A 26,379-nucleotide genomic window follows, 5' to 3' on the forward strand; every position below is an offset into this window, starting at 1 on the left:
CATTTTAATCAATCATAAGCATCTATAATTGATTAAAACACGACGTAAAGATACTATAAATTAATTAAAACTATTTTTTTTGTAGGTTAAATGATTTTAATGTATTCATATTTATTACAACTAAATTAAGAGCTAAAAAGAATTTTATTCACAGTGACAAAACTCATACAACAAAACTTCCACAGATTATTTAATTCGGATAAATTTGTCTTATTAAAATTATAAAGAAAATAGATATGAAAAAATTGTTAACACTAATGGCTGCTGCATTACTGATTCTGCAGGCATGCAAGGAAAATAGCCCGGAATCCGGAAAGACATCCAAAAACAACGCTATTGAAATACAAACAATCGGCGAAACGGAAACCCAAAAAATTACAGCACCTCCTTTCCTGCCGGGTCCTGTGGGTGACCGCGCTGCCAAAAAAGTAATTGTAAATCTGGAAGCGACTGAGGCGGAAGGAGAACTGGCCGACGGAGTAACTTATAAATTCTGGACTTTCAACAATACCGTTCCCGGAACATTTATTCGGGTCCGCGTTGGTGACGAAGTTGAACTTCACCTAAAAAATGCTTCCAACAGCGTAATGCCTCACAATATCGATCTTCATGCCGTGAACGGTCCAGGAGGCGGTGCGGAAGCAACCAATGTAGCTCCGGGTAAGGAGGCAGTATTTAATTTCAAAGCTCTGAATCCCGGCCTTTATGTTTATCACTGTGCTGCGGCGCCGGTACCAATGCATATTGCAAACGGAATGTACGGACTGATCCTTGTGGAGCCTGAAGGAGGCCTGCCAAAAGTCGACAAAGAATACTACGTCATGCAGAGTGAATTTTACACCAAAGGTAAAACCGACGAAAAAGGTTTACAGGAGTTCGACCAGGATAAAGGTGTTGACGAAAGACCAACCTACGTTGTTTTCAACGGCAAGAAAAATGCTTTAATGGGCAAAAACGAACTTGAAGCAAAAGTGGGTGAAACAGTAAGACTTTTTGTAGGAAATGCCGGACCTAATCTCGCCTCGTCATTCCATGTGATCGGTGAAATTTTCGACAGGGTTTATATCGAAGGCGGAAGCAAAATCAACGAAAATGTACAGACAACGCTAATACCTGCGGGCGGTGCCGTGATTGTAGAATTTAAGGTTGAAGAACCTGGAGAATACATCCTGGTAGACCACTCAATTTTCAGGGCGTTCAACAAAGGTGCGATCGGGAAACTGAAAGTTACCGGCGAAAAAAACCCGAAGGTTTACAATAAAGTAAAATAAGACTTCATTTTAATCTGTTAAATAATCCACTATGAACAAAATACTTAAAATAGGCCTGCTTTGTAGTGGATTCTTTTTTCTCTCTTGCCAGAATGATTCGGTAAAACCTGCCGAAGATTTTTCAACAGGAAAGAATCAGAAAGAAATAAAAATAAATCCCGAGGTTAAAATGGTTCTCATAACAGGCGGAAAATACCAGCCTTTTTATGGAGCCAACAGTGCTTTGGTAGAAGTGAAAGACTTTCTTCTTGATGAAAGACCTGTTACCAACCGCGAATTTTTGGATTTCGTGAAGAAAAATCCGAAATGGAAAAGAAGCAGTGTAAAAGAAATTTTCGCAGATGAAACTTATCTTAAAAACTGGAAAGATGACGAAACGCTTGCACCAGAAATGAATCCTGATGCTCCAGTCACTTTCGTATCGTGGTTTGCTGCTAAAGCTTACGCCAAAAGCGCAGGAAAACGTTTACCGACCATTGACGAATGGGAATTTGTTGCAATGGCGGATGAAGAATCAGCAAATGCAAGAAAAAAACCGGCTTATTCCGAACATCTTATCAATCTCTATCAGGTGAAATTCCGAGAAAAAAATCCGGTGAAAAAATCAAAACCCAATTACTGGGGCGTTTACAATATGTTCGATCTGGTTTGGGAGTGGACGGAGGATTTTAATTCCATCATGACGACCAGCGATTCGAGAACCGGAGAATATGATGACAAAGGACTTTTCTGCGCTTCAGGTGCAACAAGTGCTACCGATGTTCTTAATTATGCCTCATTCATGCGCTACGCCTACCGATCTAGTTTAAAAGCCAATTACACCGTTGAAAACCTCGGTTTCAGATGCGCCAAAAACCTTAAATAAAATGAAAAATTTAATCATTCTCTTTTTTTCAGTGCTCATTCTTTTTTCCTGCAAAGAAAACACGGACCAGGCAGATATTAAGAAAGAAAACGGCGGAGCTTCCATCTTTCTGCTCGATTCCAAATGGCAGAATCAGGATGGAAAAGATCTTCATTTAAAAGATCTGAAAGGCAAAAACCTGGTTGTGGTAATGATTTTCACGAGTTGCCGCACCGCCTGTCCCATTTTGGTTGCTGACATGAAAAAAGTTCACGCCAAAATCGCGAAAGATAAACTTGATGATACGTCACTTGTTCTAATTTCAATTGATCCCACAAATGATACACCGGAAGTTCTGAAAAAATTTGCGGCCGACAGAAACATGGATCAGGCTCCGTGGATTTTCCTGAGAAGCGATGAAGATGCCACCCGCGAACTCGCCAATGTGCTCGCCATGAAATATAAAAAGATCTCTCCCATTGAGTTTTCTCACTCCAACATCATCAGCGTTTTTAACAGAAAAGGCGAACTGGTAAGCCAGGAAGAAGGTTCAGGAATTAATTCAGAAGCAGTTGCTGAAACCGTGAATCAACTGAATTAATCTTCACGTATTTTTATAATGACTTTAATGCCCTACAATCCTGTAAGGCATTTTCTGTTTCACAAAAAACAGCAGAAACAGGCCCAGCGAAAGGAGTCCTAAGCCCACATAATAAGAATACATTCCTGAATTCTCAGGAAAATGATCAATCATGTATGCGGTAATCTGAGGTCCGAAAATACCGCCAATTCCCCATCCTATTAGCGTTATTCCGTAAATCGAGGGCATCAGTTCCGTGCCGTATTTTTCCCTGATCAATGACGGAATTACTCCGAAACCGCCTCCGTAGCATAACAGAATCATACACACACCTGCAGAAAAAACGGTTACATTCTTAGTAATAATCAATACAGTAAAGACCAGAATCTCGATTAGCAGAATGAATTTAAATGCAGTTATTTTCCCTATTTTATCTGAGACACTTCCCCAAAAGAATCTTCCGAGCCCATTAAACAGAGCGCTTACGCCAATTAATGTTGCGCCTTTAGCTTCTAAACTTGCTGACTCTGTAACTCCGCTCAACTTCAAAAGATCCTGAAGCAAAGGCGACTGAAATGAAATAAAAATCATTCCGGCGATAATATTGAAAGTAAAAACCAACCAAATGATGATATAATCTGGTTTCAGAACATGTTGAAAAACATCGGGTTTATGGCCGCCCAAAACTGTTGAGTTATCAGTCTTCTTGTCCTTTAAAAACTGCGCAAAAACAGGAAGCACAAGCAATAAAGTAATTCCCATGAAAAGAAAAACACGCGGCAGATTATGATCAAAAAATTCAACAAAAAATGGCGCCAGGACTTTCGACATCACCAATGCACCCAGCCCGAATCCCATCACCACCATTCCGGTAACCAATCCGGGTTTATCGGGAAAGTAGCGCAAAACCACGCTCACCGGAGTTACATAAGCCATTCCTAGACCGATGCCGCCCACAATTCCGAAACCGAAATACAGCAGAAAAAGCGAGCCCGAGCTCAGGGCAAAAGACGATATGATATAACCTAAAGCGTAGAGAACAACACCTGTTACTGCCAGTTTTCTCGCACCGAATCTCTCAATTTTTGCTCCGCACCACGAGGCCGTAATTCCCAGCATTAATATTGACAGACAGAAAGCCCAGGCCGTTTCTGAATTGCTCCAACCGTAGGTTGCGGCGATCGGTTTCTGAAAAAAACTCCATGCGTAGACGGTTCCCAGACCGAGGTGAGTCAGCGTTCCCATGACGGCAACGAGCCATCGTTGATCAGTTGTTACTTCCACTTTTTAAAAAAAACTTAAGGATAAAGATAAGAAGTAGTGGATGTCCCCGAAGTATTTTTAGGAATGATATAATACAGATTAAAGGATTTAACTGGAAGAATTCTCGGAATTTCCTTTTCCTAAACTTTCTTTAAAGTCATCGATACGCCAGTCGGTTCCGGCATTCCCTTTCTCCATTTTTTCCTTCGCATAAAGCCTGAAATCGTTTTCGGTTTTATCCAAAAGATAGTCATACGGACCGACGGAGGAAATCAGTTTTACCAAAACGGGGGAAATTTCCAGACAGATAAAAAGTCCCATAATGAAAGCCGCGGCAAGTCCTATAATGGCGGAACTTTTCCCCAATTCGTCCAAAGCCTGCAGCCTTGCCGCAAATCCGTTGAATTTGTCTTCAAAAGTTTCGGTTTTATTTCTTTCGGTTTCGATGTTGGTGTATACTTTCGAAATTTCCTTATCCAAATATTCCAGACGCGGTGCAATCTGTTTCTGATAATTTTCCAAATCCTGGCGGCGCTGCTCCTTCAGTTCAGATTTCCGTTTTGCATTGGAGCCGAAGCCGACTTTTCCACTCGTTAAACCACTCTGTTTTCCCAAGATTTCCTTCTCCAGTTCCACTGCTGCAGAATCGTAAGATTTCTGATAATCTGCTATTTTTGAGGAAATCTGTTTTTTTTCAGTTTCGAATGGGCCGGACTGCTGCAGAATCCTGCCGTTCATTTCTGCCTGCAGCTGAGTTTTATTTCTTTGGATGATCGTGTTCAGCTGCTTATTGACTTCCTTTTCAAATATTTTAAGTTCTAAAGGCTTGGAAATAATAATCCCTAAAAAAGTCGCCAAAATCAATCTCGGAACGGCCATCAGAATCTGATTCCACCAGGTTCCAGTTTTCTTGATGGAAGAAACGATATACCGGTCGAGGTTAAAGATCATCAGACCCCAAAGAATTCCAAAACCAGATGCTGTCCAAATATCATCAAACACAGTAAACATGGCGTAACCCGCTGACAGTGTTGCAAAAACTGCAGTAAAAAGAACTATCCCGCCGATACCTGCAAATTTGTTCCATTCGCTTGGCGTTTTTCTTAAGATGTGAATATTTCCGCCTGAACAGATCAGCAGGAATTTTTGAAACCAGTTCATCCGATGATTAACGCGACTGATATGCTGTAATTGATTTTTAATCATTTTAATTTTTTTTAGATCCTATAAAAACTTAAATAATCTGTCTTTAAAAACGTAACAATGTTACAAATAGTATTAGGTTTAGCCAAGTAAAGTTTTCAACAGTGTTATGAGGAAGTTTTTTATCCACGAAAATATCGATATGTCCAATGACCTAATCATATTTTACAACAAATAAAGCAAAACTCAAAGTTTTAAATGATTATAATTCGATTTTAAACAAATTAATTATGATATTAATAAAATTTTTATATATTTGCGTTAACACAAAAATCTGCAACGTTGAAAATGCCTTGGGCAATCACGGAGCAAAATGAAAAAAAATATGAAGAAAAATAATTCTATCTTTTCGTACGAAAAGTTATTGAAAAGGCTTTTCCTGCACTCCCTCTTATTATTTGCGTTTTCAACTTTAGCACAATCTGTTCCTCCGCCTGCTTTGGGCGATTACAGGTCAACAGGAAGCGGCAATTGGACAAACCCCGGAATCTGGCAGATTTATGATGCTGGCGGAACTTGGCAAATGGCGACAGGTTTTCCCGGACAGGGAACAACATCAGCAAACCAGGCTTCTTACAAAGTAATTATAACACCCGGCACAGAAATTACTGTTTCCTCGAGTGCGACCTACTATTTCGGAAGCCTGTATGTCCTGGCCAACAATCCGGTGTTAAATTCACATCCGACGGTTTCCTCCGGGGCCAATGTGGGAAGAATAAATCTTTCCGGAAATGGTACCAGCTTCAAATTATTGGGCACCAATCAAAACATTTATATTAATGGTGGCGTTTTTCAGTTTGCTTCCAACAACACCGTTTTAGGTCTGCTTACCGGCAACTCATTAATGATCACCAACTTCAATGGCATTGGAGCCACGGGAGGCCTTGGATCAAATGGACTGCAGTACGGAAATACCTGTACCGGAAATCAGCAGGTTATTTTATACTACGCAAACGGTACAACTGCACTAAATTATATGGTTTGTAACGGCAGTAATTCAGACTACAATTTTGGTGCGATTAACAGCAATGGAGGTAGCATCATGGCAGTAACATCCATTTTCCCATCTGCCATCTGTGCCGGCGACAACGCCGCAATGTTCACAGACTATACCGGGATGGTTCCAAATGGCGAAGTCATTACATACACCGTAAAACTGGATAGCGGACCTGCAGGTTATACCTTCGCTCCAATAACCGGTAGTTTCACCCATCCTGGCACTGCGGGAAGCATACCCCGCCCATCCTTAGAAAATCTCACACAGTCCGGCAATTATAAATTTTCATTAGCGGTTTCGTATCCTTTCGACAACACAGCGGGTTCCTATCTGATTACCTCACTAGAAACTGCAAGTTTAACGGTAAACGCTGCGGGTTCTTCGAGCTGTGCATGTTATAAGGATCCGGCTGTTGATCTTTCAAGTAAATATCCAACGAAATTTGGGATAACTTCACTTGGAAGAGCTGGGGAAAGTAGGGGAACTCACAATAGTTCCTGGCCGGAGCAACTGCAGGGCGGGCATATTGCCATTGAATCACGTACAGCAGGATTCGTGATCAACAGAGTAGCGAACACCAACGCTATTCTGATTCCGGTGGAAGGAATGATTATTTTCGATTTAAGCGAAAACAATCTTAAAATTTTCACCCTCAAAGCCGGAGAAAGCACCCCCGCCTGGCACGTTTTTAACACACCGGCCTGTCCTACACTTTAGATCAGCAAAACACACAACACATGAAAAAAATATTTGTAATTTCCGGAACTTTCATTAGTTCCGTACTGTTCTCTCAGATTATTATTAATCCTGACAATGCAAATCCGCCGACCAACACCTCTGTTTCACTTGAATTTGGAAGTGATGCCCGTGGGATAATCCTTCCTTATGTGGAAGCCACGAGTGCCACCAACGCCGTGGCAGGAACTTTCATTATGGATCCTTCAGATAAAGAAGTAAAATTCAGGCTCGCAGACGGCTCCTGGAAAAACCTGTCCGGCTCCGCTGCTACAACCCAAAGTGTGACAAGTATGCCATCACAAGCACCTGAAAACAGTAATGCAAAAGTGGTAATAGGTTCTGCTTCTTCAGTTCAGGCACAGGTGCCCGGGATTCTGGTTCTTTCGGAAACCAACAAAGCGATGATATTGCCTAAAGTAGCTTCACCACATATTAACGTTAAAAACCCGGCCGCAGGAATGTTGGTTTACGATTCGGCGAACAGAATGCTTGCTGTTTTCAACGGAACGCAGTGGAGTTTCTGGAAACCTTAAAAAAAAGAAATCCGACACGAAAGAATTTTTCTATTGGAAACGGAATTTTATTTAATACGGTCCGGATTCTGCTTGAGAAAACTGTCCCATCCGGAGTAGCTTTTATCGGAAACCAAATTCCCTGAATTAAAGTGATGGCAAACCGCCACTGCCAAACCATCGGAAGCATCCAGGTATTTCGTAGGAAATTCTTTCAGTTTCAACAGATTCTTTAGCATTCCTGCTACCTGTTCTTTGCTTGCATTTCCGTTTCCGGTGATAGCCATCTTAATTTTTTTCGGAGAATATTCGGTGATCGGAATACTGCGGTGCAGCGCCGCCGCCATCGCAACACCCTGTGCTCTTCCGAGCTTCAGCATACTCTGCACGTTTTTACCAAAAAAAGGCGCTTCCAGAGCTACCTCATCCGGATGATATTCATCGATTAACGCTAAAGTTTTGTCAAAAATTATTTTGAGCTTGGTCTCGTGATTGGGATATTTTTTAAGAATAAGTTCATGGATGGATACCAGCTCCATCGCATTTCCTTTTGCGGAAATTATTCCGAAACCCATGATAGAGGTCCCGGGATCGATTCCCATGATAATTTTTTCGGCTTGCACGGTACAAAAATAACGGTTTCCTGCAAATTAATCAGAGAATGTAAATTATTTTGCCAAAATAATGCTAAATTTGTTTTAATCACTATTAACTTACTGGCTTTTAAGCTGTTTCATTATTTAAATATAAATTCCATAACCTGTAAACCTTTCTCCTGAACACTTCCATTAAACAACGATAACTTTTTACATCATAACTATTAACCAATTCAATATTAACATGAGAAAATTATTATTAAGTTTAAGTCTGGTGACAGCACTGTCTGTTACAAATTCTGCGTTGGCACAAAAGGCAGAGTCGCCGAAATTCATTTCAAACATTGAAGGAACTAAAGAATACTCTTTAAACAACGGAATGAAAATTTTGCTGCTGCCCGACCCTTCCCAAAGCAATATGGTTGTAAATATTATTTATAACGTAGGTTCCAAAGACGAAGGTTACGGAGAAAAAGGAATGGCGCACCTGCTGGAACACATGCTTTTTAAAAGCACCAAAAATTTGGGAGACATTAAGAAACAGCTTTCCGATAAAGGCGGTGCTGCAAACGGAACGACCTGGTACGACCGGACCAATTACTACGAAATTTTCCCTTCCAATGATGAAAATCTTAAATGGGCTCTTATGATGGAAGCAGACCGGATGATTAATGCAACGATTTTACAGAGCGATCTCGACAAAGAATTTTCGGTGGTAAGAAATGAATTTGAAATTGGCGAAAATGATCCGACGGGAGTTCTTATGGAGAAAGTATTTTCTACCGCTTACTTATGGCATAATTACGGCAACAGCACCATCGGCAGCAAAGAAGATATTGAAAGAGTAAAGGCTCCTGCTTTGAGAAAATTCTATGAAAAGTATTATCAGCCCGATAATGCAACACTCGTTATTGCAGGAAAATTTGATGAAGCCAACGCGCTGAAGTATGCTGCAGAATATTTTGCACCGCTTCAGAAACCAACACGGGAACTGGGTGGAACCTACACGGTAGAACCCGCTCAGGATGGAGAAAAATTCATTGAGGTGAAAAGAGCGGGAGACAGTAAAATAGTGTCAGCTGCTTATCACACCGCAGCCTATGCGGATAAAGATTATGCCGCATTAGATGCTTTAACTGAAGTTTTAACCGCCAATCCTTCGGGGTATCTGTACAAAAGTTTAGTCGAAACCCAAAAGGTTTCCAGTTTATGGGCATTTTCGCCAACGGTGCGTGATGCGGGTGTGCTTTATTTTCATTTTGATGTTCCGAAAGACAAAGATCTTGAAACCGCTAAAAACCTGGTAAGAACCGAACTCGACAAAATCGCGACCACGACTTATACCGCACAGGATTTGGCAAGAGCAAAAGCCAAACTCATAAAACAGATTGAAAACACCAAGAACAATACCATCAATAAAGCAATTGGTTATACTGAAACCGTAGGAGCCGGCGGATATAAACTGGCATTTCTTTATCGGGACAATGTAGAAAACCTTACGCTGGCGGACCTTAACAGAGTGGCTCAAAAATACTTTAAAAGCAACAACAGAACGGTAGGCATTTTCAATCCTTCAAAAGACGAACAGCGGGTGAAACCTTCAGAGTTCAGCCCTGCTCAAATTGCGAGTTTAACGAAAGACTATAAAGGAAAAGCACTCGAAAAAGAAGCAGCACCTTTCGAAGCCAGTATCGCCAATCTTAAGAAAAATTTAAAAGAAGGGGTTCTTTCCAACGGCATGAAATATGCTTTGGTGAACAAAGAACTGAAAGGTGATAAAATTACTGCCAACTTCAAACTGCTTATCGGTAATGAAAGCGATTTAGCCGGAAAAGCTTCCATCGCTTCTTTAACCGCTGCCTTACTGAATGCGGGAACAAAAACAAAATCAAAAGAACAGATTCAGGACCGGCTTGATCAGCTGAATTCTTCACTGAATTTCAGGACTTCCGGGCAGAATTTCATGATCAGTGTCAATACCTATAAAAATAATTTCCCTGAAGTCATGGATATCCTGCAGGATATTTTAGCCAATGCCACTTTCCCGCAGAACGAGATCACCAAAATGATCGCTGAAACCAATACTTATCTGGAAGGTCAGCAAAAAGATCCACAGGCTATTGCAAACAATGAACTTCAGAGACTTGCGAATCCGTATCCGAAAGAAAGCGTTTTCTACACCCCAACTTTACAGGAAGAAATCGACAACAATAAAAAGGTAACCCGTGAACAGATTTTGACATTCTATGAGAATATCATGGGCGCGAATAACGGTTTGGGAACAGTTTTAGGAAATATCGACGAAAAAACTGCTACAAATTCTCTGGAGAAAACTTTCGGGAAATTCACAGCAAAATCGAAATACACCGAGGTAAAACCTACTTATTTTGAAACCAAAAAAACGGATAAAAACTTCATTACTCCTGATAAAGAAAATGCGGTGGCCTTTGGAACCGGCAAATTCAAAATGGATCAGAAAAGCTCAGATTATGCAGCTTTGGTATTGGCCAATGAGATTCTTGGAAGCGGCGGTTTTCTTTCCGCAAGACTTCCGATGAGGCTCCGCGAAAAAGAAGGAATCAGCTACGGTGTTGGGTCTTACCTCAGCATCCCTATTACCAATGATGTAGCATCATGGAATTATTACGCTTTCTTAAATCCAACCAAAAGAGATGCAGTGGAAGCCGCCTGGAAAGAAGAAGTTGCCAAAGCTTTGAAAGACGGTTTCACTGCGGATGAACTGGTTTCTAACAAGAAAAGCTACGCCAACATTCAGCAGACCAGTCTGGGTATGGACAATACGTTAATCAGCCTGGTAAACAAGAAGCTTCAGTACGGAGTTTCACTGGATGAATATGATGCTTTAAATGCCAAAATTCAGGCACTGAAACTGGATGAAGTAAATGCAGCGCTTAAGAAATATGTGAGCCTTGATAAAGTAACTTCTGTGTATGCAGGAGATTTCAACAAGAAGTAAAAACTATAACATTAAAAAGCCGGAACTTAAATGCTCCGGCTTTTTTTATGGAATTAAAATCTTTCATTATCAAAATAATAACCTAATCCAATCTGCAGAAAATTATTTTTCATCACAGCTCCGGGAATAGTATTTGTGATATTGCTCGTTCCGATATTATATTTCACTTCTGCCGCAAATCCTTTTTTAAATTTATATTCAGTACCGAAAGAAAAAGAACTGTTTCCATTGTGCAGGTCTTCAAAATCAACATCTTTTCCGTTTTCCTTTCCTAAAGCATTGGTCACGAATCCAAAATTGTAAGCACCTACAAGTGCAAATCTTTCCACAGGATAAATTTTAAGACCTACCGGAAAATAAACCGTGGTAAGATGCAGACGGCTTCTCTCGCCATTTTCCATGATTAAATTCTCGCCGCCAAGACCCGCCATCCCCAGCTCTGCAAACAGAGAAAGGTTTTTATGAGCGTGATATTCGAGGGGAACAGTCATGTACACACTGTTTTTAGCATCTACCGGCTGTTTTTGTCCATCCACAGTAAAATCTAAAGTGGAATTTACATAACCGATTTTTATTCCTGCTTCAAACTTTTGCGCATTAAAAACTGAAGCTGATAATACAGCTACCGTAAGTAAAATTTTATTCATTTATTTTATTTTTTGCGGCAAAAATAGAATTATTTTTCAAGAAAGAAAGACAATTCGCAATGTCTCAGATTTTTTGTAATTTTAAATTCACGGATTTAATTCCTGTGGAATTTTTATAAATCTTCTTTCATATGAACCGTAAAGAATTTCTCGCCACCACATTTACCGCAGGTTTAGGTCTGGCTTTTGCGCCAGGTTTGCTGAGCTGTACCTCATCTGTTTCTAACAGAACTGTTTTTGATCCTTTAATTTTAAATGCAGGAAATCTCTCCAAAGTCCGGGGAAATGTCAGCAGATACACGAACAAAGGCGGAACCGTAGGAATTTTTGAAACGAAAGACGGTTTCATTATCATCGATTCTCAGTTTCCCGATTCCGTTCAGCCTGTTTTAGACGGAATTTCTGTTAAAGGGAAACCTGTACTTTATCTCTGTAGCACGCATCATCACGGTGATCATACTTCCGGAAACATCGCTTTTAAAGATCCGGAGACCAAAATTCTTGCTCACAACCGAGTTCCCGAACTTCAGAGGAAGGCTGCGGAAAAAAGCAACAAACTCGGCGAACAGCGATATGCTACATTGCTCTTCGAAAAGGAATATAAAATGGATCTGGGAAATGAAAAAGTAACCGGTTATCATTTCGGTAACGGACATACTTTTGGCGACGTGATGTATCATTTTGAAAATGACAATGTGGTTCACATGGGAGATTTGATGTTCAATAACATGATTCCCGTTTACCGTACTGCCGACGGTTCAGATTCCAGAAATTGGATTAAAGTCCTGGAAAAAGCGCAAAAAACCTTTGATGATGATACGGTTTTTATTTTCGGTCACGCCAACAAACCGGAACTCACTACAGGAAATAAATCCAATTTAAAAGAAATGGCAGATTTTCTGGAAGCTTCGAACGAGTTTGTTCTAAAAGCGATTACTGAGGGTAAAACAACCGAACTGCTGTTAAAAGAACATACTTTCATTCCGGGATTTGCCAACAGAACTACGCCGGAACGTTTTGCAGGATTTTTGGATGAGCTGAGAAAAACTTTAGGCGGTTAAACTTATTTTATCATTTCTTTTCGAAGATCAGTCACTGCATTTTCAATAATTTCAGTCACTTTTTTCACTTCTTTGTGCGGAACAAAAAAACCGTTTTTCCCTTTGCTCTCATCAGCAATATTCGAAAGGATTACTACGGAAGTTTTTGTTTCGGGATAATAAATATTCAGTGACGGCGAACCTTTCACATAACCGCTGTGGAAATAGGACGGCGGTTTCCTTTCGTTAATCATAATCCCGTATCCGTAACCCACTTTGCCTAAAATCGCATGATGATTTTCTGACGACTTCTGCAAAAATTTCTTCAGCGTTTCCGGTTTTAGGATTTTCCCGCTGTATAATGAAGCATTCCATCGGTGCAAATCATTCACAGTGGATAACACTCCGCCAGCAGCGACTGAAATTTCTTTATTAGCAAGCCGTTTCGGCATATTTTCAATTCTTTCAAAGCGGGAAGAATTTCCCAGATAAGCTCCGGCAAAATGATTTCCGTTAAAAACATTAGCCGTGGAAGAATGAAGCATTCCAGCTTTACCGAAAAGTTCTTTTGCGTTTTCCTCATAAGATTTCCCCGAAGCTTTCTCGATAATTTCCCCTAAAAACCGGTAACCTTTGTTGGAATAATTAAATACCTTCCCCGGTTTTGAATGAAGACCGTTTCCCAGATCGCTGATTCCGGAAGTGTGATTCAATAGCTGATGAACAGCAATGCTTTCAAACTGTTTATTTTGAAATTCGGGCAAAAATTTGGAGACTTTATTATTAGTATTAAGCTTTCCCTGATCTTCCAGCATTAAAATCATCACGGCCGTAAACTGCTTGCTTACCGAACCAATCGCGAAAACCGAATTGCTGTCAAGTTTTGCTTTAGTTTTAAAATCTTCAAGTCCATTTTCCCTTTCATATAATTTTTCGCCGTTCTGTACGATAGAAATACTTCCGTTGAATTTCGTTTTAGAAAACACGGAATCGATCTGCTGCGCAAGTAATTTTTTCTGCAAGGCGGTAATGGTGCTGTCGATAATTGCATTTCGCGTGACTGAGTCATCCGCGATTTTTGCGGGTTCAGATTTACACGAAATTAAAATGAAGAAGAGAAAAAGGAAATAATTGGAGTAAATTTTTGACAGCATATTTAAAGTTTCATTTATAGAATTCTATGGAAAGCAAAAACCGTGTCAAGTATCAACTTTAACACGGTTTTTAAATATAAAATAATATTGGACCTTACATATTTCTCCTGTACATTCCGCCAACTTCAAACAAGGCATTCGTGATTTGTCCCAAAGAACAGTATTTCACCGCATCCATCATCAGTTCAAAAAGATTTTCCTGATTAATAGCACCGTGCTGAAGCTGTTTTAAAGCATTTTCGGTGTTTGCTTCGTTTGCATTCTGGTAATTCTCAAGGTTTTTGATCTGCAGCTGTTTTTCCTCTTCTGTTGAACGGATGACTTCGCCCGGTAAAACTGTTGGTGAACCGTCTTTTCCGAGGAAAGTATTTACGCCGATGATCGGATATTCGCCGGTATGTTTCAGCCATTCGTAATGCATGGATTCTTCCTGAATTTTGGAACGCTGATACATGGTTTCCATGGCGCCGAGAACTCCGCCTCTTTCGGTGATTCTGTCGAATTCCGCATAAACTGCTTCTTCAACCAAATCCGTCAGTTCTTCAATAATAAATGAACCTTGCAAAGGATTCTCGTTTTTCGCCAATCCTAATTCTTTATTAATAATCAGCTGAATGGCCATCGCTCTTCTTACAGACTCTTCCGTTGGTGTAGTAATCGCTTCGTCATAAGCATTGGTGTGAAGCGAGTTACAGTTATCATAGATCGCATACAAAGCCTGAAGCGAAGTTCTGATATCATTAAAATCGATTTCCTGAGCGTGAAGCGAACGGCCGGAAGTCTGAATGTGGTATTTCAGCATCTGGCTTCTTTCGTTGGCATTGTATTTTTCACGCATTGCTTTTGCCCAGATTCTTCTCGCTACACGACCGATTACCGCATATTCCGGATCAATTCCGTTCGAGAAAAAGAAGGATAAATTCGGAGCGAAATCGTTGATATCCATTCCTCTTGACAGGTAATATTCCACATAAGTGAAACCGTTTGCAAGCGTAAATGCGAGTTGGGAGATCGGATTAGCGCCGGCTTCCGCAATATGATATCCGGAAATAGAAACCGAATAGAAGTTTCTCACTTTTTCTTTGATGAAATATTCCTGTACATCGCCCATCAGCCTCAAAGCAAATTCCGTGGAGAAAATACAGGTGTTCTGCGCCTGGTCTTCTTTTAAAATATCTGCCTGAACGGTTCCGCGGACTGTCGCGATGGTTTCCGCTTTAATTTTTGCGTAAACATCAGCATCAAGAATTTCATCACCCGTCAAACCGAGCAATTTTAAACCTAAACCATTATTGGAAGGCGGAAGTTCTCCGCTGTAAGTCGGACGGTGAAGTCCTTTATCATCAAATTTCTGTTTTAAAGCAGCTTCTACTTTATCCCAAAGATTATTTTCTGCGATATATTTCTCACAGTTCTGATCGATGGCGGCATTCATGAAAAATGCAAGCAGCATTGGCGCCGGACCGTTAATCGTCATCGAAACTGAAGTCATCGCATTAACCAAATCAAAACCTGAATAGAGTTTTTTGGCATCATCCAAAGTGGCAATAGAAACTCCGGCATTACCGATTTTCCCGTAAATATCGGGTGGAAACGCTGGATCCTGACCGTAAAGCGTTACGGAATCGAAAGCAGTAGAAAGTCTTTTCGCGTCCATATCTGCCGAAACATAATGGAATCTTCTGTTAGTTCTTTCCGGTCCGCCTTCACCGGCAAACATTCTTGTCGGGTCTTCACCGGTTCTTTTAAAAGGGTAAATTCCCGCAGTGAACGGAAATGCACCCGGAACATTTTCCTGACCTTTCCATCTGATCAAATCGCCCCAATCCTGAAATTTAGGTAAAGATATTTTTGGAATCTGTAAATGGGAAAGAGATTCCGATTTAGTCTGCACTTTTATTTCCTTTCCGCGAACAAGATATATATATTCATCGGCTTCGTGTCTCAATTTGAAACTGTGCCAACCATTAAGAAATTCAAGATTTTCGTGACTGAGATCTTTTTTAATGCTCTCGTATCTTTTTTCGATGATCTGCTGTGAATTTGCATCGTCTTCCAGAATATTTTTTGCCCCCTGAAGCTGATATAATTTTTGCGCAGTCAGAGCCTGATCAACCACTTCTTTATCATAAGCGCGGTTGGTTTCCACGATTTCCGACAGATAACGCACTCTTTTCGGTGGAATAATGGTGGTTTCCTCGGAAACATTCTGCTCGATATATCCGCTCAGATTTAATCCGTCGAACTTTTCATTTACTTTTTTAATTAATTCATTATAAAGTTCAGTCGTTCCCCAATCGTTGAACTGGCTTGCTTTCGTCGAGTAAACCGGCATTTCTTCCAAAGGCTGCTCGAACAGCAGATGATTTCTCTGAAACTGTTTTTTTACCGCCTGCAAAGCGTCCAAAGCGCCCCGTTTGTCGGATTTATTTAAAGCTACCAAATCTGCATAATCGAGCATATCGATTTTCTCCAGCTGCGTTGACGCGCCATATTCCGGAGTCATAACGTACATTGAAACATCAGCAATATCGGTAATTTCGGAACCTGACTGACCAATTCCGGAAGTTTCCAGAACAATGACATCGGGTTTTGCAATTTTTAAAATATTTAACGCGGAATGAATGTGCGGAGAAACCGAAACATTGTTCTCACGCGTTGCCATCGAACGCATATAAACACGGGGATCGTTGATAGAATTCATACGGATTCTGTCGCCCAAAAGCGCACCGCCTGTTTTTTTCTTGGAAGGATCGATAGAAATGATCGCAATTTTCTTTTCCGGATTGGAACGGATAAATCTTCTTACCAGTTCGTCCGTTAATGAAGATTTTCCTGCACCGCCGGTTCCGGTAATCCCGATGATCGGAATGGTGGAATCTTTCGCTCTTTCATCGATTTCTTTTACTAAATCTGGCTTTGTTTCGGAAAAGTTTTCAACAGCAGAAATCACTTCAGCGATAGATTTTGAATCTTCAAAACTGATTTTGTCCAAATCTGCAACGCTGATATTTTCACCGGTTGCATAATCTGATTTGTTTACCAAGTCGTCAATCATCCCCTGCAGACCAAGCTCGCGGCCGTCATCAGGAGAATAAATTCTCGTTACGCCGTAATCCATCAAATCTTTGATTTCCTCGGGAAGGATTACACCGCCGCCGCCGCCAAAAATTTTGATGTGCGAAGCATTTTTCTCCTTTAAAAGATCATAAATGTATTTGAAATACTCGTTGTGACCGCCCTGATAAGAGGTTAAAGCAATTGCATTGGCGTCTTCCTGCACCGCGCAGTTCACCACTTCTTCAGCAGATTTGTCGTGTCCGAGGTGAATGACTTCTACACCAGTTCCCTGGATGACGCGGCGCATGATATTGATTGCAGCATCGTGTCCGTCGAATAATGCGGCGGCGGTAACGATACGGATTTTGTTTTTTGGAGAATATTTTTGGGTTTCCATAATTGAATTTTCGATAGTTTTCAAATATAATCAATTCTTAAAAAATAAAAATACGCTTATATACCTATGATTGATAAGGGATTAAATAAATCAGAGTTTGCAGAAGAACCCCACTTTTTTCGCAGCCTTTATAAATTATGGAGAAAATCATTAAAACTTATGTGTTACTCTATATAAATAAGTTGGTTTCAAATTTTTAATCTTTATTTTTGCGGAAATAAAATTTTATGCAGCGCGCGATTATCTATTTTTTAGCCGGAACCTTGATTAGTTTTCTTCTGAATTATTTTTTTTTGGGAAGTCAGGGTTGGGCGCTGGATCTGTATTATGGTTTTGCTTTCGGTGCTGCATGGGGAATGGCTTATTTTCTTGATGATGAGAAATTTACCTTACCTCAGAAGTTGGGAACTTCTTTTATCGGAATGGCGGTTCTGGTTGTTATAGGAATTTTCCTCTTTGATTTGGAGAAAGCGGTGCCTTCTGTTATTAAATTTGCGATGGTTTTTGTCGCTTACTATCTGCTTGCGAGTTTCAAAAGCTCTAAATCTTTAAGAAAATAGCAAAAATTAGATTTGATTTCATGCTTTTAATGATTTAAAAATCATAAATAAAAACGTCAGATTCAGATCCTTACCATAATCTTTCTTAAAATATTTTCTCTTTCAAAAAAAATCTTTACCTTTGCACACCCTTTTTAGGGGAAAATTATGTTTAACCGTAAACGAAAAAGTGTGAATACATTAAGTTACAAAACCGTTTCAGCTAACAAAGCTACCGCTAATAAAGAATGGGTTGTGGTAGACGCTGAAGGACAACCGTTAGGAAGACTAGCTTCTAAGGTTGCAAAGATTTTGAGAGGAAAGCACAAAACGAATTTTACGCCTCACGCAGACTGCGGAGACAACGTAATCGTTTTGAATGCTGGGAAAGTAACCCTTTCCGGGAACAAGTGGGCTGACAAGACTTACATTTGGCATACTGGGTATCCAGGAGGTCAAAAGTCAATGACTGCTCTTGAACTTCAGAAAAAAGATTCTTTAAAAGTATTGGAAAAATCTGTAAAAGGTATGCTTCCAAAAAACAGATTGGGATCTCAGTTATTCAGCAACCTTTATTTATATGAAGGAACTGAACACAAACATGAAGCTCAACAGCCAAAAGTTATTAATATTAACGAATTCAAATAATTAATATGTCAATAGTTCATAAAATCGGAAGAAGAAAAACTTCTGTTGCAAGAGTTTACGTGAGACCAGGTTCTGGTGTAATCACGATTAACAAAAAGGATTCTAAAGACTATTTTGGTACTGATGTATTGGTTTACAAAATCAATCAGCCATTTTTGTTGACAGAAACTGTAGGTCAGTATGACGTAACAGTGAACGTTTTCGGAGGCGGAATTACAGGTCAGGCTGAAGCGATCAGATTAGGTCTTTCAAGAGCAATGTGCGAAATCAACGAAGAATTCAGATTATTGCTTAAGCCACACGGTTTGCTTACAAGAGATGCAAGAATGGTGGAGAGAAAGAAACCAGGTCAGAAGAAAGCAAGAAAGAGATTCCAGTTCTCAAAACGTTAATTCAAAAGATTCAAGACACGAGACGCAGGATTCAGGATGTTTTTCAGAAATCTTGGTTCCCGGTTCTTGGCTCTATTATCTAATCAAAATGCCCCGTTTAGTTTAGCACCCAAACTCTTCTCCCATCTAAAGAAAAGTTGATTGCGAAAAAGCGGAACGTAAACTAAAAACAAAAAAGCGACATGGCAAAAGCAAATGTTAAAGACCTTTTAGAGGCAGGTGTACACTTCGGTCACATGACCAGAAAGTGGAATCCAAATATGGCTCCATACATTTTCATGGAGAAAAACGGTATTCACATTGTAGACTTACATAAAACAGCTGTAAAATTGGACGAAGCGTGCAGCGCTTTGGAAAAAATTACTTCTGCAGGCAAAAAAGTTCTTTTCGTGGCTACAAAGAAACAAGCGAAAGAAGTAGTTGCAAAATATGCAGCTGAACTTAATATGCCTTATATTACTGAAAGATGGCCAGGCGGAATGTTAACAAACTTTGTTACGATCCGTAAAGCTGTTAAGAAAATGAACCACATTGATAAAATGAAGAAAGACGGAACTTTCGAAACTTTATCTAAAAAAGAAAGACTTCAGGTTGACCGTCAGCGTGCTAATCTTGAGAAAAACTTAGGTTCAATCTCTGACATGGTACGTCTTCCTTCAGCAATTTTTGTTGTTGATATTATGAAAGAACACATCGCAGTAACTGAAGCTAAAAAATTGGGTATTCCTGTATTCGCTATCGTTGATACGAACTCAGATCCAAGAAAAGTAGATTTCGTTATTCCAGGAAATGATGATGCTTCTAAATCTATCGATATGATCCTTAGCGTAGTTTCGGGTTCTATCAAAGACGGATTATCTCAAAGAAAAGCAGACAAAGAAAAATCTAAAGAAGAAGGAGAAAAAGTATCAGCTGATGCTGATGCAGATTTCGATGCAGCTGCAGAATAAGATTTTATCTTAGCTATAGAAAAAAGGTTCAGAAAATTTCTGAACCTTTTTTTGTTTCAAATTTTAATTAAATAATGCTTTCAACTAAATCCTGAATGTATCCGTATAAAAAAACCGGAGCGCCACTGACGTTCCGGTTTTATTTTTTTTATAACTTCTGCGATAGCTTCAGTTTAAATCACGCATTAATTGGAAGCTCCTGCCACCGTCTTTGAATAGTTCCTTGGCGATGAATTATTATTCAGTGTAACCAGCATATTCTTGCCGATACTTTTTGATGAAGAATATTTTCCGTCGCAGGCATTGCCGGTAAGCAGATACTCCCCTTTTTTCAGAACCACAGAGTTTTCTCCGCGTGCAGGAACCGCAAGGTTATAGGATTCCTTTCCTTTAATTCTAATAATCATGTTACAATCCAGATTATTCTGTACCAACAGAATGGCGTCTTTATTTGCGACATCATTATCAAACAGCTGATTGAGCAGCTTTACTGTTTTTTCTTTGTGAGCACCTGAATTTTCAGACATCAGTCTTCTGTACTCTTCCGCTTCCTCATTATCTTTTCCATTACCGAAGCCCGAGGGAACAGCATTGGAAGAAGATTTAGACGGAATATAAGCCGTTTTTTCAAATTTCGAACCCTGTACGGGCGAATTTCTGAGAGTGGCTAATCTGGGCTTCAGAACGCTCCGTCTTGGATCATCTGGATGAGCCATCTTCAGGAAGCTTTCAATTTCTTTAATGTTTGTACTTTTTAAGATATCCCTGTTATCTTTTTGCGCAGCGAGGGAAACGCAGCTTACTGCCGCGAGCATAAGAAATGTTTTTTTCATTAATAAAAAACAGTAATTACTTGATTTTAAATTTAATATAGGTAATCGTTTTGCCTTTCGCTGAGAATAATCCCTCGTAATAAGTTTTTATTTCTCTTAAAAGCGGAGTTCCCGGTTCGTATTCCGGCGCTCCGTAAATGTCGTGATGGGCAGAAAGTATCTCGTGGCCTTGCCCCTGAAGCAATCCCAAAGTATAACCATGCAGAAATTCTGAATCGGTTTTTAAATGAATAATTCCGTCTTTTTTCAGAATCTTCCGGTAACGGTCCAGAAATTCCGGATGAGTCATTCTGTGTTTTGTTCTTCGGTATTTTATCTGGGGATCGGGGAAGGTAATCCAAATCTCATCCACTTCATCTTTATCAAAAAAACAGTCAACCAGCTCGATCTGTGTTCTCAGGAAAGCTACATTATCCAGGTTTTTTTCTGCAGCCTCCTTTGCACCGAACCAAAATCTGGCGCCTTTAATATCAATACCGATAAAGTTTTTTTCAGGAAAAGATTTCGCCAGTCCTACAGAGTACTCTCCTTTTCCGCAACCCAATTCTAAAACAATAGGGTTTTGGTTTTTAAAGACTTCGGATCTCCATTTTCCTTTTAAGTGATAATTGTCGAGTGCCTCTTCTCTCGTTGGCTGAAATACATTCGGAAGTGTCTTGTTTTCGGCAAATCTTGCCAGTTTATTTTTACCCATTTCTCTAATCAAAAACGTGCAAAATTAATTAAAATTGTACACTTAGTGAATATTTTTTTTAAATTAAAATTATTGAAGCTGCTATTCGCCCAGCGCAACCATTATTGCTTTCTGCACGGTCTTCTGTGAAGCGTACTGCGCACCACAAAGCAGGCTGGAGAAAAGATAATCACCTTTCGCTACCACAATGGTATTATCTGCCCGTGCCGGTATCGCAAGACGGTATTTTGTATTGCCAACACCTTCTATTCTCATGATGATGTTGCAGTCTGATTTATTTTCAATCATTACAATACTTTCCTTGCTGTTGGGATCATTATCGAAGAGCGAATTGAGGATTTTCACCGTATTGTTTTTATGCTCCACAGGATTTACAGACATTAGGAGCTTAAACTCTTCTTCCTCCGGATTGTCAGCAATTTTTGGTCCTGAGACGTTGGAGTTACCCGCTGCAGTTCCGTAAGATTTGGTGACATACGTTTTACCTTTTGTTTGAAGCTCTTCTTTAAATTTTGCAATCTGTTTCTGTTTAATAATTTCGTTCATTTCCTCAAAACTGATCCGTGTGGAAGGTTTTCGGCGCAGCAGTGCTAATTTTTCCTGAAAGTCTTTTACCCGCTGATCTGCAGGATGTGCGTTCTGTATATATTCTTTAAGCATTTTGATCAGTCTGGGTTTCAGTACCGATCTTTTGGGCTCATCAGGGTGGGCTGTACGCAGAAAAGCATCGATTTCATAAATATTGGTGCTGCGCAGAATATTTGAATAATCCTTACCTTTCTGCTGTGCCGGAAAGTTGCAGCAAAGACAAAGACATATGAAATACAAAGCATTTTTAAGAGTGCTCATTCCAATAAATTTAAGAATAATTAATTCCTGCAACCCCACTTTAAAACAAGGATAACATGCAGAGAATCAAAGATAAATAAATTTATTTTACGTTATCTGTTAAATGTGAATTTTTAAGGCGGCGCTGGTAAATGGGAAGATATTTCTCGATGTATACTGCCACTGCTTCATAATTATTATTCTGAATGTAAGGATATAAATTTTCCGAAGTATAAATAAACTGCAGGAAATTATCGATGAAGTTTGCAGGAATTTTTAAATTGGTAAAGTACTCCGTTCCGTAATAATTCCGGATTCCCGTTACTGTAGCGTTCATTTTTTCATACTGGTTCGCCCTTTCCTTCTTTTTCCTTTCGCCCGAAAGGATGTCGTAGATACTCTCCAAACTGAAAGTAAGCCCGCCGCCGGATAAGCCTGCAACAGGAAGCTGCGGCGAAGTGCCATCCCCTTTCGGAGCCGGAAGACCAATCATTTTCTGCAGTGCAAGTGTTTTTTCGCCTGTCTTTAATGAACTTACATCTTTTCTTAAATTTCCGGTAGGTTTAAATTTGCTGATCACCACTTCCTGAATATCGTAATAGGCAATCTTCAGTTCTACGAAATTACTGGGGTTCTGCAGGTCATCTGCGCTTACCGTAACATCTTTCCTGTCGGTAACAATTGAAGTGAACCGGATGACGTCGCCAGGTTTCGCAGGGATCTTAAAAGCACCAAAATAATCGGTATAAACCGTACTCTGAGAGGTAAGGTTGGTCACATAAACCTGATTGAGGTAATATACAGAATTGTCTCTGATAATAATTTCCCCGGAAAAAAACTGAGCCTTAGCCTGCGTTAAAATAAAGAATGTGGCGAGCAGAAAAAATCTTTTCATATAGAGGACAAAAATAACTGAAATTTCCTTCAGATAATAATAACTGCCTCACGCAGACGGTTAAAGTTTGGTTAAATATTAACAAAAAGGTGTTAATGTTTATCTTTTCAATCCCGAAATTAAAACTTTTTACTCAATCACTGAAGGTTTTTAGCTTTAATGTTGGTCATGAGATGGATGATTTCGATAACCAACCGAAAGCTTTAGGTTCATGACCCAAATTTGACGGTAAGGAAGCTATCCTTACAACTTTAAGACCTGAATAAGTCATTCCGTAATCACAAGTTGGGGCAAAAAAAATCCCCGGTGGTATTCCGGGGATTAAGAGTTCAGAAGGTTGGGTTATTTTTTGATAAACTTCACCTGGCTTACTTCACCGCCATTATCTACAGCGATCATGTAAACACCTTTCTCTAACTGAGAAACCTGTACTTTATTATTAGATACTTTACCTTTAGATACAGCCTGACCAGCCATATTGAAGATCGTATAAGTTGCTTTGTCAGAAACTTTAGTAATGTTCAGCAAATCAATAGCAGGGTTTGGATACACCTGAATCGCATTAGCTTTTACATTATCATTTACCCCAAGAGTCGGAGAAATTTTCACTGCATAATCTTCAACCTCACCGTAGGTATAAGTACCACATGGAGAAGTTTGAGGAGTGCTGAATCTTAAAGCTACTCTCATTCCTACAGTTTTGTCACCTGAGTAAGCAGATGCAGGAACGCTGAAAATATCAGAAACCGGATTGATTTTATCCGCAGAAGTAGACATTACTATTTCGTCCGCATCGTAAGTACCGTTACGATTGAAGTCGATCCATACGGTAATTGCCTCGTTGTACTGAGTACCAGTCCATTTTTTGGTAACTGTTATCGTGTTATTGGTAGTGTTTTTTGCTAAATTAACCAATCTTGTAGGATCTGTAGAATAATTGGTATAAGTAGAAGCACCTGAAGTACTGTTTACTCCTGCAGCACCTTCTGCAGTAATTGTTACGTTAGAAATATACTCATCGTTCGCGTTAGTAGCAGTAAGCGTACAATAAGCCAACATTGAAGTAGTAAAGTTCGTCACCGCGGTATAAGTACCTGTAGTTCCTGTACACACAGCAGCCACCTGAACGTTATAAGCAGTACCTTCATCTAAATTAGGAATGGTATAGGTATTTGTAGTAACCGGTACTTCTGTCCAGGTTGCATCTGTAGCTTTTTTATATCTTACAATATAAGTAGCTCCTGCGATTGGATCCCAAGAAACATTAGCCGATGCGGTAGTAATACCAGATACAGCAAAACCTGCAGGCGCTGTTCCATCACATGGAACAATTGCAGAAACAGTTACCGGCGCTATTGCATAAAACACGTTACCGATCGCCGAAATTCTTACTTTCAGTGCAGTATTGGTAGGCAAGGAAGCAAAACTGAAATCTTCAGTACCGTCATTTGGTGTAGAAGCTGCTAAAACTGTCCAGTTAGCTCCGTTATCAGTTGTGTAATCAACTTTTACGTTAGCTACGTTGAAAGGGGCAGCGTTGGTTCCAACAACATCCCAGGTTAATGGTCCCGGAGCATTGTTGTACACTTTAGTAGAAGTAATTTTGAATGGTCCGTTTGCACTTACCGTTACTTTCTGTAAAGCACTCTGTGTCTGCTGTTTAGTTACATCCGCGTTGTTATCTCTTACTGTAACTCTAAAGTTAGAAGCTCTCGCAACCGTAGAAACAGCTTCCCAATCAGCATTATTTTTAAGATTTCCTGCCAATACTGTACTTAGTTTAGGGAAGTATCTTGTTGGATTAGAAGTAGGATTCAAAGATCTGAACGAAGGTCCGTTTGTTAATGTTCCTAAACTTCCAATTGTAGTAGCTGTAGTAGCAGCATCTACCTGTTCCCAAGTGTAAGTTAAAGGATCACCTTCAGCATCTGTAGCCTGTGCAGTAAGCACGAACGCAGTACTTTTAGGAATCGTAACATCTGCCATTGGCGTAATTACCGGTGGTGTGTTAGAAACAGCAGTTTCGGTATCACAGGTCTTACTTGCTAAATTAGTCTGAACCTGGAAAATACTGAAATAGTGAAAATAAGCATCAGAGTGAGGCTGAACATCAGTAGCACCAGTAATTCCGGCATAACCCATAATTGATGATCCTGAACCTGGCTCCATATTAGCTCCTGTACCTTCAAGACTCATAGAAAATGTGTGGTTTCCACCTAATTGGTGACCCATTTCGTGAGCTACATAATCAATGTCAAAGTTATCCCCCATTGGAATTCCATCCGCAGGAGAAGTTATACCTGAACCTTTTGCTTTGCTGGTTGAACTCGTTGGATCAACGCAAACGCAACCAATACAACCTGCATTTCCACCGCCGCCTGATGCACCAAACATATGTCCGATATCATAAGCTGCACTACCAATGGTATTAGTTAAGGTATTTTGTAACTCAAGATTCCAGTTTGATAACGTAGTATATGGATCTGTTGTAGGATTGGTATAAATTAATGCAGGGAAATCCTGAAGAATTAAATGAAGTGCAAAATCCTTCTCGAAAACAAAATTACAACGGGTTAAGGTTGCATTAATTGCCGCTAAAGCTTGTGGAACTCCACCAAAATAGGTTGTGTATTCTCCGTTAACAGACATTGCCAAACGCATTGTTCTGTACTTTTGATCTGAGGATCTGTTAAAATCCGTCGGGTTATTGGTAAAAGATTTACCAGACATATATAACTTGTCGATCTGCTGCTTTGTTAAAGGAGCTTCACTTGTAGAACATATAAAAGCTTTATCTGCTTCAGTTTTATTGGTTTTCGGATGAACGCCGTAAACTGTTTTAGTTGTATTCTGTGCTTCAATAAACTCATAAACACCATTTCTCAGCATCATCGACTGGAAATCGTTTGGAGCGACACTGAATCTTACATAAGCGGTAGGATCATCAATCCCAACACCTACATAAGAACCCAGCTGATGTCTTTCAGCAATAGATTTAACCACTACCGGTGCGCTGTAAACAGCGAATCTTTCGATTTTTCCGTTAAGTGTTGGTAATTTAATTTCAACTGCAACAGCATTTCTTCCTGTTTCCTGCGCATTGGCAAGCTTAGATCTCATTGCATTAAGATCTAATGAATAATAACTCGTGACGTTTGACGCCGGACGGATTTTCTCACCCTGCATTGATGTCGGACTCCACTGAGCAAGTGCAGCTGTTGACATCAAACCACAAAGTAAAGAGGTAAAAATTCTCTTCATAAGTTTAATTTATTTTAAAATTAATTTGTTCAAAAGTAATTTTTTTTTTTGCACTGTCAA

Annotated in this window: 21 protein-coding genes and 1 pseudogene; 11 read left to right on the forward strand and 11 right to left on the reverse strand. The window is 39.8% G+C overall.

Annotated features, from left to right (window positions below; all coding sequences use genetic code 11):
- Positions 1–236 precede the first annotated feature (236 nt).
- The 3 genes and pseudogenes from nirK to KSK37_RS08700 all read left to right on the forward strand — a co-directional run.
- Positions 237–1,268: pseudogene (gene nirK, locus KSK37_RS08690) on the forward strand (copper-containing nitrite reductase); the annotation flags it as partial.
- Positions 1,269–1,302: 34 nt separating this feature from the next.
- Positions 1,303–2,136: a formylglycine-generating enzyme family protein gene (locus KSK37_RS08695; RefSeq protein ID WP_217200904.1), complete on the forward strand. Its 834-nt coding sequence runs from the start codon at positions 1,303–1,305 to the stop codon at positions 2,134–2,136.
- 1 nt (position 2,137) lies between these two features.
- Positions 2,138–2,716: an SCO family protein gene (locus KSK37_RS08700; protein ID WP_088358737.1), complete on the forward strand. Its 579-nt coding sequence runs from the start codon at positions 2,138–2,140 to the stop codon at positions 2,714–2,716.
- A 24-nt stretch (positions 2,717–2,740) separates the two neighbouring features.
- Here the strand turns inward: KSK37_RS08700 and KSK37_RS08705 are convergent, their stop codons facing one another.
- Positions 2,741–3,979 (reverse strand): MFS transporter, encoded by a 1,239-nt coding sequence (locus KSK37_RS08705; RefSeq protein ID WP_343216982.1) that lies wholly within the window; start codon positions 3,977–3,979, stop codon positions 2,741–2,743.
- A gap of 87 nt (positions 3,980–4,066) precedes the next feature.
- Positions 4,067–5,164 carry a DUF4407 domain-containing protein gene (locus KSK37_RS08710; protein ID WP_217200906.1) on the reverse strand — a complete coding sequence of 366 codons (1,098 nt, stop codon included), beginning with the start codon at positions 5,162–5,164 and terminating at the stop codon, positions 4,067–4,069.
- 322 nt (positions 5,165–5,486) lie between these two features.
- Here KSK37_RS08710 and KSK37_RS08715 point away from each other — a divergent pair, with 322 nt between their 5' ends.
- Together KSK37_RS08715 and KSK37_RS08720 are read left to right on the forward strand one after the other, a co-directional pair.
- A complete protein-coding gene (locus KSK37_RS08715) occupies positions 5,487–6,875 on the forward strand; it encodes a hypothetical protein (RefSeq protein ID WP_217200908.1) in 1,389 nt (462 codons plus the stop codon).
- 20 nt (positions 6,876–6,895) lie between these two features.
- Positions 6,896–7,429 (forward strand): hypothetical protein, encoded by a 534-nt coding sequence (locus tag KSK37_RS08720; protein WP_217200910.1) that lies wholly within the window; start codon positions 6,896–6,898, stop codon positions 7,427–7,429.
- Between the two features lie 47 nt (positions 7,430–7,476).
- Here KSK37_RS08720 and ruvC read toward each other — a convergent pair whose 3' ends face one another.
- The gene (gene ruvC / locus KSK37_RS08725; RefSeq protein WP_088358742.1) at positions 7,477–8,031 is read right to left on the reverse strand and encodes a crossover junction endodeoxyribonuclease RuvC; all 555 of its coding nucleotides are present in this window, start codon (positions 8,029–8,031) and stop codon (positions 7,477–7,479) included.
- Between the two features lie 217 nt (positions 8,032–8,248).
- Between ruvC and KSK37_RS08730 the strand changes: the two genes are divergently transcribed.
- Positions 8,249–10,981: a M16 family metallopeptidase gene (locus KSK37_RS08730; RefSeq protein ID WP_217200912.1), complete on the forward strand. Its 2,733-nt coding sequence runs from the start codon at positions 8,249–8,251 to the stop codon at positions 10,979–10,981.
- Positions 10,982–11,034: 53 nt separating this feature from the next.
- On the opposite strand, the gene KSK37_RS08735 is transcribed toward KSK37_RS08730, so the two are convergent.
- Positions 11,035–11,628, reverse strand: coding sequence for an outer membrane beta-barrel protein (locus tag KSK37_RS08735; RefSeq protein WP_217200913.1), 594 nt, complete (start codon positions 11,626–11,628; stop codon positions 11,035–11,037).
- Between the two features lie 131 nt (positions 11,629–11,759).
- On the opposite strand from KSK37_RS08735, the gene KSK37_RS08740 reads away from it, so the two are divergent.
- Positions 11,760–12,689, forward strand: a complete 930-nt coding sequence (locus KSK37_RS08740) for an MBL fold metallo-hydrolase (RefSeq protein ID WP_088358745.1) — start codon at positions 11,760–11,762, stop codon at positions 12,687–12,689.
- A 2-nt stretch (positions 12,690–12,691) separates the two neighbouring features.
- Here the strand turns inward: KSK37_RS08740 and KSK37_RS08745 are convergent, their stop codons facing one another.
- Positions 12,692–13,822: a serine hydrolase domain-containing protein gene (locus tag KSK37_RS08745; RefSeq protein ID WP_217200915.1), complete on the reverse strand. Its 1,131-nt coding sequence runs from the start codon at positions 13,820–13,822 to the stop codon at positions 12,692–12,694.
- A 94-nt stretch (positions 13,823–13,916) separates the two neighbouring features.
- Positions 13,917–17,279 (reverse strand): methylmalonyl-CoA mutase family protein, encoded by a 3,363-nt coding sequence (locus KSK37_RS08750; protein ID WP_217200917.1) that lies wholly within the window; start codon positions 17,277–17,279, stop codon positions 13,917–13,919.
- Between the two features lie 227 nt (positions 17,280–17,506).
- Between KSK37_RS08750 and KSK37_RS08755 the strand changes: the two genes are divergently transcribed.
- From KSK37_RS08755 to rpsB, 4 genes are all read left to right on the forward strand, one after another.
- Positions 17,507–17,839 (forward strand): hypothetical protein, encoded by a 333-nt coding sequence (locus KSK37_RS08755; protein ID WP_217200918.1) that lies wholly within the window; start codon positions 17,507–17,509, stop codon positions 17,837–17,839.
- Between the two features lie 171 nt (positions 17,840–18,010).
- Positions 18,011–18,466 carry a 50S ribosomal protein L13 gene (gene rplM, locus KSK37_RS08760; protein ID WP_027376676.1) on the forward strand — a complete coding sequence of 152 codons (456 nt, stop codon included), beginning with the start codon at positions 18,011–18,013 and terminating at the stop codon, positions 18,464–18,466.
- 5 nt (positions 18,467–18,471) lie between these two features.
- Entirely contained in the window at positions 18,472–18,858 is a 387-nt protein-coding gene (gene rpsI / locus KSK37_RS08765; RefSeq protein ID WP_088358751.1) for a 30S ribosomal protein S9, read from the forward strand.
- A gap of 182 nt (positions 18,859–19,040) precedes the next feature.
- Complete coding sequence (rpsB, locus tag KSK37_RS08770; RefSeq protein ID WP_088358752.1) at positions 19,041–19,808, forward strand: 30S ribosomal protein S2; 768 nt, start codon at positions 19,041–19,043, stop codon at positions 19,806–19,808.
- A 185-nt stretch (positions 19,809–19,993) separates the two neighbouring features.
- Here the strand turns inward: rpsB and KSK37_RS08775 are convergent, their stop codons facing one another.
- The 5 genes from KSK37_RS08775 to KSK37_RS08795 form a co-directional block, all read right to left on the reverse strand.
- Positions 19,994–20,641 carry a DUF6759 domain-containing protein gene (locus KSK37_RS08775; RefSeq protein WP_088358753.1) on the reverse strand — a complete coding sequence of 216 codons (648 nt, stop codon included), beginning with the start codon at positions 20,639–20,641 and terminating at the stop codon, positions 19,994–19,996.
- Positions 20,642–20,657: 16 nt separating this feature from the next.
- Positions 20,658–21,335, reverse strand: coding sequence for a tRNA (guanosine(46)-N7)-methyltransferase TrmB (gene trmB, locus KSK37_RS08780; protein WP_088358754.1), 678 nt, complete (start codon positions 21,333–21,335; stop codon positions 20,658–20,660).
- A gap of 81 nt (positions 21,336–21,416) precedes the next feature.
- On the reverse strand, positions 21,417–22,184 hold the full coding sequence (locus KSK37_RS08785) for a DUF6759 domain-containing protein (protein ID WP_217200920.1): 768 nt from the start codon (positions 22,182–22,184) through the stop codon (positions 21,417–21,419).
- 82 nt (positions 22,185–22,266) lie between these two features.
- Entirely contained in the window at positions 22,267–23,058 is a 792-nt protein-coding gene (locus tag KSK37_RS08790) for a hypothetical protein (protein ID WP_088358755.1), read from the reverse strand.
- Between the two features lie 342 nt (positions 23,059–23,400).
- Positions 23,401–26,319, reverse strand: a complete 2,919-nt coding sequence (locus KSK37_RS08795; protein WP_217200922.1) for a reprolysin-like metallopeptidase — start codon at positions 26,317–26,319, stop codon at positions 23,401–23,403.
- Positions 26,320–26,379: the final 60 nt, after the last annotated feature.

The organism is Kaistella soli (assembly GCF_019038595.1).
Taxonomy (GTDB): Bacteria; Bacteroidota; Bacteroidia; order Flavobacteriales; family Weeksellaceae; genus Kaistella; species Kaistella soli.